Source organism: Promicromonospora sp. NPDC057138 (genome assembly GCF_042670845.1).
Taxonomy (GTDB): Bacteria; Actinomycetota; Actinomycetes; order Actinomycetales; family Cellulomonadaceae; genus Promicromonospora.
Window position 1 is genome coordinate 25290 of the sequence record NZ_JBHUUX010000056.1, and the last position, 15398, is coordinate 40687.

At 73.3% G+C, this 15398-nt stretch carries 11 protein-coding genes; 6 read left to right on the forward strand and 5 right to left on the reverse strand.

The window, feature by feature from the left end; genetic code table 11:
- Positions 1–2061 (reverse strand): HelD family protein, encoded by a 2061-nt coding sequence (locus ACFT2C_RS22845; protein ID WP_377209375.1) that lies wholly within the window; start codon positions 2059–2061, stop codon positions 1–3.
- 166 nt (positions 2062–2227) lie between these two features.
- Here ACFT2C_RS22845 and ACFT2C_RS22850 point away from each other — a divergent pair, with 166 nt between their 5' ends.
- The gene (locus ACFT2C_RS22850) at positions 2228–3118 is read left to right on the forward strand and encodes an aminoglycoside phosphotransferase family protein (RefSeq protein ID WP_377209376.1); all 891 of its coding nucleotides are present in this window, start codon (positions 2228–2230) and stop codon (positions 3116–3118) included.
- A gap of 1 nt (position 3119) precedes the next feature.
- Here the strand turns inward: ACFT2C_RS22850 and ACFT2C_RS22855 are convergent, their stop codons facing one another.
- The 4 genes from ACFT2C_RS22855 to ACFT2C_RS22870 form a co-directional block, all read right to left on the reverse strand.
- Positions 3120–4052 carry a threonine/serine dehydratase gene (locus ACFT2C_RS22855; RefSeq protein WP_377209377.1) on the reverse strand — a complete coding sequence of 311 codons (933 nt, stop codon included), beginning with the start codon at positions 4050–4052 and terminating at the stop codon, positions 3120–3122.
- On the reverse strand, positions 4049–4735 hold the full coding sequence (locus ACFT2C_RS22860; RefSeq protein WP_377209378.1) for an NUDIX hydrolase: 687 nt from the start codon (positions 4733–4735) through the stop codon (positions 4049–4051). Before ACFT2C_RS22860 ends, ACFT2C_RS22855 begins: the two co-directional genes overlap by 4 nt.
- Before the next feature lie 71 nt (positions 4736–4806).
- Positions 4807–5589 (reverse strand): alpha/beta fold hydrolase, encoded by a 783-nt coding sequence (locus tag ACFT2C_RS22865; protein ID WP_377209379.1) that lies wholly within the window; start codon positions 5587–5589, stop codon positions 4807–4809.
- A gap of 74 nt (positions 5590–5663) precedes the next feature.
- Positions 5664–6296: a TetR/AcrR family transcriptional regulator gene (locus ACFT2C_RS22870; RefSeq protein ID WP_377209380.1), complete on the reverse strand. Its 633-nt coding sequence runs from the start codon at positions 6294–6296 to the stop codon at positions 5664–5666.
- Positions 6297–6375: 79 nt separating this feature from the next.
- On the opposite strand from ACFT2C_RS22870, the gene ACFT2C_RS22875 reads away from it, so the two are divergent.
- The 5 genes from ACFT2C_RS22875 (at position 6376) to ACFT2C_RS22895 (ending at position 15330) form a co-directional block, all read left to right on the forward strand.
- On the forward strand, positions 6376–7272 hold the full coding sequence (locus tag ACFT2C_RS22875; RefSeq protein WP_377209381.1) for an alpha/beta fold hydrolase: 897 nt from the start codon (positions 6376–6378) through the stop codon (positions 7270–7272).
- A 104-nt stretch (positions 7273–7376) separates the two neighbouring features.
- Positions 7377–7991, forward strand: coding sequence for a hypothetical protein (locus tag ACFT2C_RS22880; protein WP_377209382.1), 615 nt, complete (start codon positions 7377–7379; stop codon positions 7989–7991).
- 259 nt (positions 7992–8250) lie between these two features.
- Positions 8251–9345, forward strand: coding sequence for a multicopper oxidase domain-containing protein (locus ACFT2C_RS22885; RefSeq protein ID WP_377209383.1), 1095 nt, complete (start codon positions 8251–8253; stop codon positions 9343–9345).
- Between the two features lie 34 nt (positions 9346–9379).
- Complete coding sequence (locus ACFT2C_RS22890) at positions 9380–13420, forward strand: ThuA domain-containing protein (protein WP_377209384.1); 4041 nt, start codon at positions 9380–9382, stop codon at positions 13418–13420.
- Between the two features lie 26 nt (positions 13421–13446).
- Positions 13447–15330: an OmpL47-type beta-barrel domain-containing protein gene (locus ACFT2C_RS22895; RefSeq protein WP_377209385.1), complete on the forward strand. Its 1884-nt coding sequence runs from the start codon at positions 13447–13449 to the stop codon at positions 15328–15330.
- Positions 15331–15398: the final 68 nt, after the last annotated feature.

Here is a 15398-nt window from a genome sequence, read left to right on the forward strand (position 1 = left end):
TTACTCGACGATCACCAGGCGCCGGGTCGGCCGGGTGAGCGCGACGTAGAGGTCGCGCTCGCCGCCCGGCCGGGCGTGCCGGATGCCCTCGGGGTCGGCGACCACGACGGCGTCGAACTCCAGGCCGCGCACCTGGGAGACCGGCACCACGCGCACGGCGCCGGCGGCGCTCGTGGCGCCGTCCAGGGCCTCGGCGAGGCCGGGGGCGACGTCGTCCGCGGCGACCACGGCCACGAGGTCGCCGTTCGCCACCTCCCGGGCCACCTCCTCGACCACCGCAGCGGCCAGGTCGCCGTCCAGCGCCCGACGCCGGGGCTCGTCCCCGTGCCGGACCGCGCGGCTGGGCGCCTGGTGCGGTGCGATCCGGGCGAGCAGCGGCGCCGCGGCCGCCAGTACCTCGGCGGTGGTGCGGTAGCAGACGGTCAGGGCGCGAACGTCGGCGCGCTTGGCCAGGTCGCTGCCCAGCGCGTCGGCCCACGAGCCCGCCCCGGTCGCCGGCCCGGCCTGCGCCAGGTCGCCGACCACGGTCATGGACCGGCCCGGGCACCGGCGCAGCACCGAGCGCCACTGCATGGGCGTCAGCTCCTGGGCCTCGTCGACCACCACGTGCCCGTAGGCCCGGGCGGGCGGGCCGTTCAGCAGGTGCTCCGCCTCGTCCAGCAGCGGCAGGTGCGCGGCGGTCCAGGCCTCGGAGCCGTCGAGGATGCCCGCCACCGCGAGCTCCGGATGCTCGTCGAGCAGGTCCAGCACCAGGTCGTCCGCCTCCAGCAGGGGCCACGCGGCCTCGACGGCACGCTCCAGGGCGAGGTCCTCGACGAGCTCGGCCCGCAGCGCGCCCGGGTCCAGCTCGGCCACTGCGGCGGCGTGCCCGAAGGTGCCGCCGTCGTCCGGGGCGAAGCCCAGCCGCGCCAGGTCCCCCGCCGCGGCCTTGTCGACGTTGACGCCGCCCGTGAGCACCTCGATGTCCTCGTCCAGCTTGGCGAGCATCACCCGGGCGCGGGCCTGCACCTCGTCGGCCACGAAGTCCACGACCAGGTCCTTGAACAGGGCCCTGGCCTGGTTGTGCGGCAGCCCGGCGCCGCCGGCCGTGGCCCGGGCCTCGGCGAGGGCGTGCTCGTCCAGCGTGGCCGGGTCTCCGTCGACCAGCACCGTCAGGGTGCCGGCGGGCGCCTGGTAGCGCCGCATGATCTCGGCCATCTCGTCGGCCAGCCGGACGTCGCCCGCGGCACGGCGCAGGTCGTGGCCCGCCGCTGCGGGCTCGGCCAGGCCCAGCGCGTCGGCGACCAGGCGGTCGGCGGTGCTCATCGCCACGTCGTTCTCGCCGAGCGAGGGCAGGACCTCGGCGATGTAGTCGAGGAACCGCGAGTTCGGGCCGAGCACGAGCACACCGTCGGCCCGCGCCTCCTCGAAGCCCGCCAGGACGTAGGCGGCGCGGTGCAGGGCGACCACGGTCTTGCCGGTGCCCGGCCCGCCCTCCACGACCGTGACGCCGCGGTGCGCGGAGCGGATGATCGCGTCCTGCTCGGCCTGCAGCGTGGAGACGACGTCGCGCATGCGACCCGTGCGCCGGGCGCCGATCGCCTCCAGGAGCGGGCCGTCCCCGACGACGTCGTGCGGGCCCGGCTCCGCGTCGTCCAGGATCTCGTCGCTGACCCGGGTGACCGTGCGGTCCTCGAGGCGCAGGTGCCTGCGCCGGTGCAGCCCCATGGGGTGCGCGGCGGTGGCGGCGTAGAACGGGCGGGCGGCGTCGGCGCGCCAGTCGACGAGGAGCTGGTCGTCGTCGTCGCTCAGGCCGGTGCGGCCGATGTGCAGCGAGCTGCCGTCCGCGCGGTCGATCCGGCCGAAGCAGAGGTGGTGCTCGGCCGCGCCCAGGGCGCGCGCCCGGCGGCCCAGCATCGCGACGCGCACCTCGCGGGTGTACGCCTCCTCGGGGTCGGTCGACGAGGTGCGTACAGCGGAGTCCAGGTCGGCACGTACCCGGGCGACCTCCCCGTCCAGCCTGGCGTACAGGGCGTCGACGTACTCCTGCTCGGCGGACTTCTCGATCTGGCGTTGCTGCACCGGGTCTCCTCGTGGTTGGGCCTGATGTCAACGCAACGAGATCGCAGAACGTTCCCGGGCATGCACCGCGCTCGGGCGTGGCGCACAGGCCATACCGGTACTGTTGACTGCCCGCCCGAACCCCGGGGCTCCGCACAGGAGCAAGTACCAGGACAAGGAGGCCGCCGTGGTCGCTGCCGACCTCGACGTGACCGTCGACCTCACCCGGTCGCTCCTGAAGGAGCAGCACCCCGACCTCGCCGACCTGCCCCTCGACCTCGTGGCGAACGGCTGGGACAACGTGATAGTCCGGCTGGGCGACGGCCTCGCCCTGCGCCTGCCACGCCGCGAGCTCGGGGCGGACCTCATGCGCAACGAGCACCGCGTGCTCCCGCTGCTCGCCCCGCGGCTCCCGGTCGCCGTCCCGGACCCGGTCCGCATCGGCGCGCCGAGCGCGGCGCTCGGCTACCCGTGGCCGTGGGGCATCGTGCGGTGGGTCGACGGCGTCCCCGCGGCCGCCGTCCCCGCCGCGGAGCGCACGGCGTGGGCCGAGCACCTGGCCCGCGTGTTCGTGGCGCTGCACCAGCCCGCGCCGGAGGACGCCCCGGGGAACAGGTTCCGCGGGATCCCGATCGAGGAGCGTCAGGCGACGTTCGACGACCGCCTCGCGCTGCTCCCGGAGCGCCTCCACGCGCCCGCCCGCGCCCTGTGGGCCGACGCCGTCGCCGCCCCCGGGTACGACGGCGTCCCCATGTGGCTGCACGGCGACCCGCACCCGGCCAACCTTGTGGCGGACGGCGGCCGGCTGTCCGCCGTCATCGACTTCGGGGACGTGACCAGCGGCGACCCGGCGTCGGACCTTGGGGCGATGTGGCTGACCTTCGACGCCGCGGGCCGTGACCGCTTCCGCCGCGTGATCGACGCGCGGGCGCGGGACGGGCGCGGCTGGGACGCCGGGATGTGGCGCAGAGCGCGCGGCTGGGCGCTGCTGTACACGACCATCTGCTTCTCCTACCCGGACACGCACCCGATCATGGTCGGCGTCGGGGAGCACGCGGTGGAGCAGCTCTTCGGCTGATTCAGAACTGCACGGCGGTCGTGTTCGCCCCGCACACCAGCACCGCCACCCGCTCCCCCGGCCCCGGCACGTAGGCGCCGGACAGCAGCGCGGCGAGCGCCGCCGCGCCGCCCGGCTCGGCCACCACGCGGGCCGCCTCCCACAGGGAGAGCTGGGCCGAGGCGATGGCGTCGTCGGTGACCAGCACCGACTCGGCGACGAACTGCTGAGCCAGCGGGAACATGAGCTGCCCCACCTGCCGGGGCGCGAGCGAGTCCGCCGCGATGCCCTCGGTCGGCGCGTCGACCGGCTCGCCGGCGGCGAGCGCCCGGTGCAGGGTCGGCGAGCCCTCCGGCTCCACGGCGACGATGCGCACGTCGCCGCGGTACCAGGCGGAGATTCCGCCGATGAGCCCGCCGCCGCCCACGGCGACGAGCAGCGTGTCGAGGTCGGGCAGGTCCTGGGCGAGCTCCAGCCCGAGCGTGCCCTGCCCAATCAGCGTGGCGGGCTGGTCGTAGGCGTGCACGGTCAGGGCGCCGGTCCCGGCGACGAACTCCTCGCTGGCGGCGAGCGCGTCGGCGTACCGGTCGCCGCCGATGACGAGCTTCGCGCCGTAGGAGCGGATGCGCTCGGCCTTGGCGGGCGAGGTCACGCTCGGCACGAAGATCGTGGCGGGGATGCCGAGCCGAGCCGCGGCGTAGGCGACGGCGGCCCCGTGGTTGCCGCCCGAGGCGGCGACCACGCCGGCGTCGGGCACGTCGCGGGTCAGGAGGCTGGTGAAGGCGCCGCGCGCCTTGAACGAGCCCGAGTGCTGCAGGCACTCGAGCTTGAGCGAGACGGGGTGCGCGGGGCGGCCGAAGTCCGCGAGGTCGACGTCGAGCACGGGCGTGTGCCGCACGTGCGGGCGGATCAGGGTCTCGGCGGCACGGATCGCGTCGCGGGTCACGTCGGTCACGAGATCTCCAGCTCCTTGGTGCGGTCCCAGTCCTCGGTCCAGCCGAGCTGGTCGAACATGGCGTCGAGCACCCCGGCGGTGAACCCCCACACGAGGTGGGTCAGGTCGCCGTCGTGCACGTGGAAGCCCGGGCCGCGCCAGGACCGGTTGCCGCGGCGGGCCACGACGGTGAACCGGTTGGCGGGGTCCAGGAGGTCGGCCACGGGGGCGCGGAAGACGTGCGCCGACTCGGCGACGTCGACCACCCGTACGGGCGTGGGGCGGGCCCACCAGCCGAGGACCGGCGTGACCACGTGGTTGCTGACCGGCATGGGCAGCTCGCCGAACGCGCCGAGCACCTCCACGCCGGCCGGGTCGAGCCCAGTCTCCTCGACGGCCTCGCGCAGGGCCGCGGAGACGGCGTCCTCCCCGTCGTCGGCGCGGCCGCCGGGGAAGGCGACCTGCCCGGCGTGGCTGCGCAGGGTCGTGGCCCGCGCCAGGAGCAGGACGTCGAGGTCGGCGGGCACCGCGAGATCGGCGTCGTCCCGCTGCGCGGCGAGGCTGTCGAGCACGCCGAACAGCACGAGGACCGACGCCGGGCGCGCCTCGTCCGAGAAGTCCCCGCGCGCGTGCCGCCACGGCCCCTCGAAGCCTCGCTCGGCGAGGGCGACCAGCTGCTTGCGTGCGGATGCCGATGAGCTCACTGCCCGACCATAACCCCGGCCGCCGACACTCCTGTCCGCCGGAAGACCCACCGGAAAACCCGCCCGCGACATCACCAGAGGAACGACCGGATGGCGGTCGCCACCGCCGTCGGCCGGTCGCGGTGCACGGCGTGTCCGGCGCCCACCACGACGCGCGCCCGCACGCTCGGGTTGCGGATCATCAGCTCGACGCCGGTGCGCGGGCGGAACAGCGCGCCGTGCGCGGGGTCGGCCCCCAGCACGAGCGTGGGGACCACGAGGCGGGTGACCACGTCGGTGTGCCGCCACGGCGCGTTGTCGCGCAGGGTGCGCGCCACGGCGGCGGCGTCGGCGGCCTTCGCGGCGGCGGCCACCGCCACCGCGTCGCGCCGGTCCCATACCGTGTGCGCGGCCTGCACCGCCCGGGCCGACGGCGGGTGGGTCGCCTCGGCGATCTCGTCCTCTGCTTCGGTCGCGAACCGGTCGTCGGTGATGTCGAGCGCCGGGTCGAGCAGCACGAGGCGGCGCGTGAACCGGCGGTCGGCGTCGGTGGCCAGCGCGCCGAGCAGGCCGCCGAGGCTGTGCCCCACCACGAGGTCCCAGCCGGTGCCGAGCGCACGGACGTCGGCGACGTAGTCGGCCAGCAGGTAGGAGTCGGCACGCGGGCTCGACCCGTGCCCGCGCAGGTCGGGGGCCACCACCGCGTAGCCGTCCTCGGCGAGCGTCTCGGCGAGCCGCCACCAGGTCGCCCCGGCGGACACGATGCCGTGCAGCAGCAGCGCCCGGCCGGGCCCGGCGCCCCAGCGGGTGGTGGCGAGCGCGACGGGCTGTGGTGACTCGGCCGCGCCGTCGGGAACCTCCTGCCACAACACCATGAACTGAGGGTAACGAGCGGATGTATACGGCCTGCAACCAGATCTACACAGATCTGCAACATTCGGACGTCTCGCTAACCAAGGACCGCCCGGTCAGCGCCGCGCGCCACCAGCAGGGACCGCGCCGCCTCCAGCGCGCGCCCGTACACGGAGTCGTCGCCGAACAGGAGCGACCGGTCGTTCGCGGCGTTCAGGAGCGCGTCGACCTCGAACGCCACCTGGTGCGGGTCGGTGTCCGCGGCCAGCTCGCCGGCGTCGACCGCCGCCTGCGCCTGGTGCACCAGATACGACTCCCAGGACCGCTGCGCCTCGACGACGGCGTCGTGCACCGCACCCTCGCGCATGTCGAACTCCACCTCGACGGTGCGGAAGAAGCACCCGCCCCGGAACACCCGCGACCGCGAGTACTCGGTCCAGGCCCGCACCAGCGCCCACAGCCGCGCCAGGCCCCGGTCGGCGGACCGCGCGGGGACTATCACGTGCTCGGTGTAGATCTCCCTGGCCCGCTCCACCGCGGCGAGCTGGAGGTTCTCCTTGGACCCGAAGAGCCCGGCGATGGCGCTCTTGTTGACGGGGGCCGACGCCGCCAGCGTTCCGAACGTGAGCGCGTCCAGCCCCCGCACCGAGGCGTCCTGGACGGCGCTGTCGAGCACCTCGCGACGGGTGCGGTCGCCGCGGGCTCGGCGCAGGTCGGTCGGCTGGTCCACACAAGAGAGTGTACGACCGTTCGCACATCGGATAGTGTGCGAACGATCGTACAGATTGTCTCGCCCCAGGAGGTCTTCCGTGTCCCTGACCCAGCGCGCAGCCCGTGCCTCGTTCCGCGCCCTCGGCCGCACCGCTCCGCCGCTCGCCCTGGCCCTGGGCGCGGCCTCCTACTGGCGAGCGGGAGCGCCGGCGACGGTTCGGGCCGCGGACCAGGCAGTCCACGACTCCGCCCGGCGCGGCACGCTCGCGCACCGCCCCACGTTCCGCGGCGGCCGGGAGGCGGGAGGATCCGTCACGGTCGCCACGTACACCTGGGGCGAGGCAGGAGCGCCCGCCGTCCTGCTCGTCCATGGCTGGCGCTCTCGCGCGTCGGCGTTCAGCCGAATCGTCGAGGACCTCACCGGCGCAGGCCTCCGGGTCGTCGCCTACGACGCGCCCGCGCACGGCGCGTCCGGCGGGCGCCATCGCACCGGACTCGATGACCTCGCCGTCATCCGACGGCTGTCCGACGCCGAGAACGCACCCTGGGCGGCGGTCGTCGGGCACTCGCTCGGGGTGCTCCCCGCCGGCATCGCCCTGCACGAGGGCATCGAGGCCGAGCGGTTCACCGCGGTCTCCGGCCTCACGTCGGTCCGCGCCGCCACCGACTGGTTCGTCCGCACGGCGGGACTCCCCTGGGAGCTGCGCGACCGCTTCGCGACGGCCGCCCAGCGATACGGCCTGCCCGACCACCCCGACGTCTACGAGCGGTTCGATCTGCTGACGCGCACCGTACCGGCGTCGGTCCCCACCCTCTGGGTGCACGACACCGGGGACCGCATGAACCCACATCTCCTGTCCGAGCAGCTCCACGAGGCCCACGCGGCGTCGGGCGAGCTGTTCACCACCACCGGGCTGGGGCACAACAAGATCCTCGGCGACCCCGCCGTCCGGACCAGGATCCTGGACCACCTGACGGCACCGGCGTCGGCGTAGCCCGGGTGCGGGGCGGGTCGCGATCCGCCCGCACCAATCCTTCCCTGACCTGCAGAAACACCCTACGCTGGTGCCCGGTTTGTCCGGTTCCGCGGAGGGGGAAGATGATGGAGCACGCGAGCGACCAAGCCCTGTCGGCGACGGCGTCCGGCGTCCTGGCGGCCCTCTGGTTCACCTGGACGTTCCGGCACTCCGGACCGTGGACCCGGCTGCTCCCCGTCGTGGGCGTCGTGCTGGCCGGCGTCGTCGTGGCCGTCGGCGTCCTGGTCGCCGTGCGGAGCTGGCCCGACGGCACGGTGGTGACCGGGCGGGTCGTGAGCATCTACGTCGCGGCGCTCCTCGCCCACGGAGTCCTGACCCGCCTGTGCACGGGGTTCGTCGCGAGCAAGTACCGCAGGGCGGTGGCGGCGGCCAAGGACGAGGACAAGGCCGGCGTCACCGCAGGCAAGTCCCGGCTCCACCTGATCCCGACCGTCGTCGCGATCTCCACCGCCGTCCAGGTGGCGGTGATCGCCAACACCCTCGACGTGCCCGTCCTGTACCTCGGCGCCGCGGCCGGGCTCCTCGCCGCCCTCCTGGCCTGGCCGCTCGGCTGGGCGCTCCGCACGGCCACGCCCTCGCGGTACCACCGGTCGACGGCGGCGCTCGCCCACCCCCTGACCGGCCTGCTCACGGGAGCCATGCTGATCGGCACCGCCGTCTTTACCTGGCTGGCTTGATGAAGTCTGACGTCGCTACTTCGACTTTTGCTTGACACTCGGCATAAGTCGCCCTAGGTTCGCAAATGGGACGCGACCGTCATCGCCGACGGCCGCGAGCCGACGTCCTTGGAGGGAACGACTCTGTGGTCCACCTTCGTGACAACGCTGTCAATCGCGGCGCCGCCGCCCGCTTCGCGCGTCTGAGCCCCAGTCCCTCCTGATCCCTGTCTCGCCGGGACGGCCCGAACGCCTGCCCGGCGGTGTCGAACGGAGACGCATGCCTGAGAACAGCACCGACACCACATCCCCGCTGGGCGGCGTGTCCCGCCGCACGATCCTGACCGGCACGCTCGCCGGCCTGATGGCGCCGGCCGCCGCGCTGTCGCTCGGCGCCGACTCCGCGGCCGCCGTCGCGCCGGGGGCCATCCGCCCGCTGGGCACCACCCGGCACATCACCGTCTACGCGGAGCCGCTGCCCGGCGGCCTCTACGGCTACGGGCTCGCCCCGGGCAAGGCCACCATCCCCGGCCCTCTGCTCGAGATGTGGGAGGGCGACACCCTCCAGGTCGAGCTGGTGAACAACACCGACAAGCGCCTGTCGATCCACCCGCACGGCGTCGACTACGCGACCGAGTCGGACGGCAGCCCGTTCAACGACTCGTTCAACGAGCCCGGCGAGACCCGCACCTACACCTGGCGCAGCCACGTGCAGACGCGGCTCGACGACGGCCACTGGATGCCCGGCACCGCGGGCTACTGGCACTACCACGACCACGCGATGGACGGCGAGCACGGCACCGCGGGCCTGCGCGCGGGCCTGTACGGCGGGCTCATCGTGCGGCGCGCGGGCGACATCGTGCCCGACCGCACCTACACCGTCGTGTTCAACGACATGACCATCAACAACAAGTCGGCGCCGGACACCCCGATGTTCGAGGCGAACCTCGGCGAGAAGGTCGAGTTCGTCGCCATCGGGCACGGGGACCAGCTGCACACGTTCCACCTGCACGCCCACCGCTGGGCGAACAACCGGACCGGCTACCTGACCGGCCCCGATGACCCCAGCCAGGTGATCGACACCCGCGACCTCAACCCGGGCGACTCCTTCGGCTTCCAGGTGAAGGCCGGGCAGTCCGTGGGCGCGGGCGCGTGGATGTACCACTGCCACGTCCAGTTCCACTCGGACGGCGGGATGGCCGGCATCTTCCTGGTCCGCAACGCGGACGGGTCCATGCCCGACGGCGCGCAGGAGGCCATCGACCGGTTCCACGAGCACGGCGGACACACGACGGACGCCGCGACCGAACCCGCCGCCGGATCCGCCACAGGGTCCGCCGCCGGGCCCGAGGCAGCGAGCCACTCCGAGCACTGACCGCCACACCCTGATCACGCGCAAAGGAGCAGTGATGGAACGGACAGGAAGAGGAAGGCGCAGGATCCTCGAGGCAGCCGCCGCCGTGCGCAGGACGGCACGCGGCAGGACGGCACGCGGCGTCCTCGCCGCGGTCGCCGGCGCCGCGCTCGTCGTCGGGCTGGCGACGGTCCCGGCGCAGGCCCAGCGCACCACCGCCGACGGCGCCCGCACAGCCGTCGCACCCGCCGCGCGGGTGGCACCGGCCGCGGCCCAGGACGCCGCGGACGTCACGGTGCTCGTGTTCTACGGTGCGCCCGACAAGCAGCTCGACCCGGTGACGACCGCCGTCCGGACGATCCGGGAGCTGGGCGCGGAGCACGGGTTCACCGTGCACACTGCCAGCGACCCGAGGGTCTTCACCGCGACGAACCTCGCCCAGTACCGCGGCGTCGCCTTCCTCTCGGCCGAGGGGACGGAGCTCAGCATCGGGCAGGAGGACGCCCTCAAGGCCTACGTGCAGGGCGGCGGCGGGTTCCTCGGGGTCCGCGACGCCGCCCGCGCTCAGGACCGCTCGCAGTGGTTCACGGGGCTGATCGGCACCCGGCCGGCCGGCAACCTGCCGGACCCGCTGGCCGTCGCGAGCGTCACCGCGAGCGCCGAGAACCCGCCGAACGAGATCGCCACCAAGCTCATCGACGGCGACTCGAACACGAAGTGGCTCGCCTTCGAGCCGACAGCGGTGATCGACCTCGAGATGGCGGAGCCCGTCGTGGCCACCCGGTACGCGCTCACGTCGGCCAACGACTCAGCCGGCCGCGACCCGAAGGACTGGACGCTGCAGGGCTCGGCCGACGGGACGACGTGGACCGACCTGGACACGCAGGCGGACCAGGACTTCCCGGAGCGCTTCGCGACGCGGGACTACAGCTTCGAGAACGCGGCCGCCTACCAGCACTACCGGCTCGACATCACGGCGAACGCCGGTGACGACCTCACCCAGCTCGCCGAGATCCAGCTCTTCGACGCCTCCGGCGAGGAGGACCCCGACCCCGTGGTGCCGGTGCAGGAGGCGACGGTCAACGTCGTCGACCGCGCGCACCCCGCCAACGACGGGCTCCCGCTGAACTGGACGCGGTCGGACCGGTGGCTGAACTGGTCGCCGAACCCGGTCGGCGACGTGCACACCGTCGCGCAGGTGCAGGAGTGGGACTACGAGGCGGGCGAGGGCGCGAACGGGGCCTTCCACCCGATCTCGTGGTGCCGTGACTACGACGGCGGCCGGTCGTTCTACACCGGCATGGGCGGCACGGCGGCGAGCTACGCGGAGCCGGAGTTCCGGGACCACCTGCTGGGCGGCCTGCTGTGGTCGACGGGCATGGTCCGCGGCGACTGCCAGGCGACCATCGCGTCGAACTACGAGTCCGAGCGGCTGACGGCGAAGAACGCGGCGGGCACGCTGGACCAGATCGGCGAGCCGCACGGGCTCACGGTGGCGCCGGACGGCGGCGTCTTCTACATCGGCAAGGCGGCCTGCCCGTCCGGTCCGGTCGTGCCGTGGGAGGACCCGGACGTGGGGCTGGGCTGCGGCACCGTCCACCGCTGGGACCCGGGCTCGGGGACGACGAAGCTGCTGACCACCCTCGACGTCATGGGCAACCGCGGCAGCGGCAGCGAGCTCGTGAAGAACGAGGAGGGCCTGCTCGGCATCACCCTCGACCCGCGGTTCGAGGAGAACCAGTGGATCTACCTCTACTGGATGCCGCACGAGTCGATCGACGTCGAGCGGCGCGTCGGCCAGCGCACGGTGTCGCGCTTCACGTACGACGCCGAGGCGAACACCATCGACCAGTCCACCCGCAAGGACCTGCTGCAGTGGGAGACGCAGATCCACAGCTGCTGCCACGCGGGCGGCGGGATGGACTTCGACGACGACGGCAACCTGTACATCGGGTCGGGCGACAACAACTCCTCGGGCGGTTCCGAGGGGTACTCCGGCAACAACTGGACCCAGGAGTACGCGGGCATCTCGTTCCAGGACGCGCGGCGCACGGCCGGCAACACGAACGACCTGAACGGCAAGATCCTGCGGATCCACCCGGAGCCGGACGGCACGTTCACCATTCCCCAGGGGAACCTGTTCCCCGAGGCGGACGACCCGGGCGACAAGACGCGCCCGGAGATCTACGTGATGGGCGTGCGCAACATCTCGCGGCTGGCCTACGACACGAAGAACGACTGGCTGACGGCGGCGTGGGTCGGGCCGGACGCCGGCCTGCCGAACCCTGAGCTCGGGCCGGCCAAGTACGAGACCGCCACCATCATCACGTCGGCGGGCAACCAGGGCTGGCCCTACTGCATGGGCAACGGGCAGCCCTACCGGGACCGCAGCAACGAGGACGCGACGGTCCTGACCGGCTGGTACGACTGCGACCACCCGAAGAACACCTCGCCGCGCAACACCGGCCTGGTCGACCTCCCGCCGGTGCGCGACAACATGATCTGGTACTCGCCGAGCGGCGGCGGCCCGGTCTTCCCGGAGCGCGAGAACGGCATCCCGTCGTACGTCGACTCCGAGGCGACCTACACCCAGCCGTACCTGCGGGGCGGTGGTCAGGCCGTGATGAACGGCCCGACGTACCACCGGTCCGAGGTCGACACCGGCAGCGGCGCCGCCTGGCCCGCGTACTGGGACAACAAGTGGTTCATCGGTGACCAGTCGAACGCGAACAACCGGATCGCCGTCACGGTGAACCCGGACACGGTCGACGAGGCCGGTCCCCCGGTCTTCGCGGAGGACCTGCGCCAGATCATCTCCGGCGGCAACGGCAACGACGACGTCGAGCAGTGGATGGACGCCAAGTTCGGCCCGGACGGCGCGCTGTACCTGCTCGACTACGGCGGCGGCTTCTTCTCGCTGACCGACCGCCAGAAGCTCGTCCGGATCAGCTATCGCGGAGGCCCGCCGACGCCGGTGCCCGCCGCGTCCGGGGCGAGCGTGCAGAGCGACCCGCTCACCGTGGCCTTCACCGGCGACCGTTCCGGCGGCGTCTCGTACGCCTGGGACTTCGGGGACGGGACGACGTCGAGCGAGGCGAACCCGCGGCACACCTACGCCCGGGTCGGTCGCTTCGAGGCGACCCTCACGGTGACCTACGCCGACGGCGAGACAACGACCGTCGACGTGCCGGCCACCACCGAGTGCACCATCCCGGACGACCGGCCCACCGTCTGGACCGGCGACGTCGACAGCGGCGTCAGCAACGACGACCTGGGTGGCTGCACGATCAACGACCTGGTCCGCGACGAGGCCGAGTGGGACACCAACGGCCGGTTCGTGAACCACGTGACCGCGGTGGCCGACCGGCTCGTGGCGGACAAGGTGATCACCCGCAAGGAGCGGACGGCGCTGGTCGAGGCCGCCGAGGAGTCCGGCGTCGGGGCGGAGGGCAGCACCGGCTACCGGTGGCTGTTCGACGGCACCGCGGAGTCGCTCGCCGAGTGGCGGCAGGCCCCGGGCGGCCGGTTCGACCTGCGCGACGACGGCTCCATCCGGGCGCAGGGCGGGCTCGGCATGCTCTGGTACCCGGGCGAGGAGCTCGCGGACTTCTCGCTCAAGCTCCAGTTCAAGGACGTCGCCCCCGGTGACGGCCACGCCAACAGCGGCGTCTTCACCCGGTTCCCCGACCCGCGCGTCCCCCGGGACGAGCGCCCCGACTGCGGCCAGCTGACCGACGCCGAGGCCTGGGTGGCGATCTACTGCGGGCACGAGATCCAGATCTACGACGGGGAGACCGGCGAGCCCCAGAAGACGGGCTCGGTGTACAACTTCGACCCGAACGGCCTGGCGGACGCACGCGTGACCCCGAAGGGCGAGTGGAACGACTACGAGATCCGGGTGGTCGGCCAGCAGTACACGATCCTCCGCAACGGCGTGGTCATCAACGAGTTCGAGAACTCGCCGGGCAAGGAGTCCTCGCGCGCCGGCGACCCGCCGACCGACCTGCGGCAGTTCCTCAGCGGCTTCGTCGGCCTGCAGAACCACAGCGACGCGGACGCCATGGAGTTCCGCAACATCCGGGTGCGTGACCTGTGAGGTCCGCCGAGACGAGAGGCGTCCCCATGTTCCGACGCAAGCTGTCCCGGGTTCTCGCCGGGGCCGCGGTCAGCGCGCTCGTGGCGCTGCCGCTGGCCTCGGCCGGGGCCGTCGCCATGGAGCCCCGCGACAACGGCGTGACCGCCTGGTCCGCCCCCGCCGGGGCGCCGGACCAGGCGACCAACGAGGCAGCGGAACAGGTCCTGACCTGGACCGCGAGCGCCAGCATCTCCGAGTACGCGACGGCTCCCGCCACGGCGACCGCCGGGGCCGCCACCGTGGTCTTCGAGAACAGCACGGCCACGGGCAACACCATGGGCATGTCCCACACCCTGACGTTCGACACCAGCACGCCGGGGTACAACCACGACGTCACCCTGGACATCCTGGCCAACCCGCTGGACAACAACGGCGGCCGGTACGAGGCGGACGTCGTCCTGACCCCGGGCACATACCGGTACTTCTGCGCGATCCCGGGCCACGGCACGATGGTGGGCGAGCTCGTGGTCACCGAGGGCGGCGGCGAGGACACCACCGCCCCGGTCGTGACGGCGCAGGTCGCCGGGCAGCAGGACGCCGACGGCGCGTACATCGGCTCGGCCACCGTGAGCCTCGCGGCCGAGGACGACAGCTCGGGCGTCGCCTCGGTCGAGTACTCGGTCGACGGCGGCGCGTACGTCCCGTACGCCGAGCCAGTCGTCTTCGACCAGCCCGGCACGTACCTGCTGGAGCACCGGGCCACGGACAACGCCGGCAACGTCTCCGCACCGGGGATGGTGCACGTGACGGTGGTGCCCGCTGACGGGGAGGACACGACGGCGCCCGTCGTCACTCCCGACATCACGGGCGAGCTCGACGCCAACGGCGCCTACGTCGGGTCCGCGACCGTGAGCCTCGCGGCCCTCGACGCCGGATCGGGCGTGGCGAGCGTCGAGTACGACCTGGACGGCGCGGGCTATGCCGCCTACACGGACCCGGTGGTCGTCGACGCACCGGGCGAGCACACGGTGTCCTACCGGGCCACGGACAACGCCGGCAACGTCTCGGAGCCCGGCTCGGCGTCGTTCGCCGTCGTCGAGCCGTCCCAGGAGGACACCACGCCACCGACGGTGACCGCCCAGGTCACGGGCGAGCAGGACGCCGACGGCGCGTACGTCGCCTCGGCGACGGTGGCGCTCCTGGCCGAGGACGCCGGCTCGGGCGTGGCCGAGGTCGAGTACGACCTCGACGGCGCGGGGTGGACGGCCTACACCGATCCGGTGGTGGTCGACGTGACGGGCGCCCACACGGTGTCGTACCGGGCCACGGACACCGCGGGCAACACCTCGGCGCCGGGCACTGCGTCGCTGGTCGTCGTCGGCGGCAGCGATCCGCCGGACCGGACGCCGCCGATCGCGTCGGCGCAGGTGGACGGCGACCAGGACGAGCTGGGCGCCTACCTCGACGCCGCGACGGTGTCCATCACGGCCCGGGACGACGAGTCGGGGGTGGCGTTCATCGAGTACGCGCTCGACGACTTCGTCTTCCGGGAGTACACGGGCCCGTTCGACGTCACCGAGCCGGGCGCGCACGCCCTCGGGTACCGGGCCACCGACAACGCCGGGAACGTCACCCGGACGGGGACGCTCACGTTCTCGGTCTCCCGGGAGGGAACCGACGCCTGCCCGGTCTCGGACGAGCGCCCGACGGTGATCATGGGGAACGTGGACAGCAAGGTGGCCAACGTCGACACCGGCAACGGCTGCACGGTCGCCGACCTCGTCGACGCGGACGGCGGATGGGTCAGCCACACCGCGTTCGTGAGCCACGTCCGCCAGATCGCCGACCGGCTCGGTGCGGACGGCGTCCTCACCCCGAGGCAGGCGGACAAGCTGACAAGCGCAGCCAACCGCTCCGACGTGGGCCGGTAGCCCGGCCGCAAGAGGTCTCGACAGGCTCGCCCACCGGGGGTCGAGCCGGGCGAGACCTGGCGGCAGGC